Source organism: Mycobacterium intermedium, from assembly GCF_002086275.1.
GTDB classification, from domain to species: Bacteria; Actinomycetota; Actinomycetes; order Mycobacteriales; family Mycobacteriaceae; genus Mycobacterium; species Mycobacterium intermedium.
Map to the genome: position 1 here is coordinate 1 of NZ_MVHT01000208.1, position 2,197 is coordinate 2,197.

At 60.6% G+C, this 2,197-nt stretch carries 1 protein-coding gene; it reads left to right on the forward strand.

Going from position 1 to position 2,197, the window contains the following annotated elements:
- Window positions 1–503 precede the first annotated feature (503 nt).
- The coding region (locus BST27_RS30130; RefSeq protein WP_083148810.1) for a glycosyltransferase family A protein at window positions 504–2,197 on the forward strand (1,694 nt) is incomplete at its 3' end.

The following is a 2,197-nucleotide window of genomic DNA, read 5'->3' on the forward strand; positions in this document are numbered from 1 at the left end:
CGCACGACTGGATCAAGCCGGCGGTCTGGATAGCAGCGACGCCGACCCCATCGCTGAGCTCGGGCAACGGGCGCTCGGTGCCGGACTACAGACCGCCAGCCTCGACGAAGTGCTCTGTATTAGAGCAACCTGACCCCGCATCACGCCTGAAGGCAATGCCTGGGCCGATTCGGGATCTCAGACACTATCCCCGGACATCCATCCGGCGCTGCGGGTGATAGTCGGCTTTGTACTGGATGCTGGTGTCGATCTCAATTCGTTGTACGTGGTGACGCATTCGCCCACCCGGTCCGAAGGTGGCACAGGTCCGTGCAGGTGTCCCAAAAAGCGCCCAGGACGTCGTCAGACCTGCCGCCTTGGCATTTCGTGCGCGTCGCAGGTGCTCTAACTCGTATGCCCCGCGCTGGCTTTGGCTGCAAAGTCGATGTACCTCGACTGGCGTCTCTGTGAGAATATGGAGGGTCGTGCCTCCAGCAACTGATCACCCCGTCCTGAGCATTTGCGTGCCCACCTTTAACCGCGCGCGCTACCTCGACTGTCTGCTGCAGAACCTTGTTACCCACATCGGTGAACTCGGCTTTTCCTACGAACTGCTGATCGGCGACAACGCCTCGGAGGACGACACCGCGGACGTGGTGCTCAGGTATGAGGAGAAGCTGGCTATCCGCTACCTCCGGCGGCCCGAGAATGTAGGTCCATACCAGAACATATCGCAACTGTTCGACGATGCTCAGGGGCGATATGTCGTCTACCTTGCCGACGACGATCTGCTCATTCTGGGTGTGCTTGGGCGCTACCTAACTTATCTAGAGGCACACCCTGACGTTGGTGCGGTGTTCGCGCCATGGTTGTTTTACGACCGGGTCGCGGGAAAACATCTTGGCCAGATGTATGCCGTCGAGCAGGAGACCTGTATCGAGGCGAGAAACTACGCTGCTCTGTTCGCCCTGTTGGTAAATGGTCACATCTTTCCTGAGCACTACGTAGCCAGAACTTCTCTTGCCCGAGAGGTGGTGGGTGCTGCCAACCCGTTCGCATATATTTTCTTTGTCAGGATCGCGGCAATGCTGGATCGGGCTGCAGTGACATTCAGCCCGGAACCGTTTTACCGTCAAATCAACCGGTACTTCGAGGATGACCCGCGTGGCCGCCTCGGCCACGAAGAGGTCAAAACTGGCTGGGACCGTTACCGCGGTGGGTTGGAGTACATCCTCGCCCAGTTCGCATCCTCCCTGTCGGCCGAGGATCTCGACGGGTGCCATCGCGCAATCGATCGCTTTGCGCGTATCCGGATGGGTTGGGGTTTGCGGATACGCACCCATGAGGGCAAGGACTGGATCGACAACTACTACATCGCCACCCGCCTCCGCTGCGCGGGCGAGGATTCACTGCTGCCAGCTCCGTATGAGACCTATCGCATCAACGCGGCGCTTGAGTATCTGCTTGCGCTGCAACCGTTTCACCCTGAACGCGCCGTGGTTGCCTACTATCAGGACGACGCTCCTCTGATACTGGCACGAGCACGCGGCTTTGCCGCCGCGGGGCTGGTGGCCTTGGAGGACAGGTCGCAGCCATTGCCCGAAAACGTGATTTTGCTTGCAAGCCGCGGGCGAGTTCCTGCCGATACTGCGGCGTTCGTTATTTCTGAGGCCGAGCTCTTGTCAAAATTTCCGGGCGCTGCGCATGACGGCGATCCATTGCTGCCCGAGATCGCCGCCGCGGATGAGCGGTCGGTGTTCTGCCTGGCGCAGAGCTTTTTCGATTCAGGGAATTTCGCCAACGCGCGTAAGTGGTATGCGCGGCGGGCTGAGATGGGTGGCTCGGCCGAGGAGGTCTATTACTCGCTGTTCCGCCTGGCGCAGGCGATGGCGAATCTCGGGGAGCCGTGGCCGGATATTCAAGATGCCTACCTGCGGGCGTGGGCGTTTCGACCGACTCGTGCCGAGGCGCTTCATCAGATCGCCGCTCACTACCGGGGTGAGGGGCAATATCAGCTTGGGTACCTGTTCGCCCGGCGCGCCGCTGCGATCCCGCTTCCCGAAGAGGACAGCTTGTTTGTCTTCGCAGACGTTTATGCCTGGCGTGCCGTTGATGAGCAGGCGGTGTGTGCGGGTTGGCTGGGCAAGCATGCCGAGGCGTTTGCGTTGTGTCGGCGGCTTCTGGCCTGCCCAGAGGTCCCCGATGATCGTCGACAGGG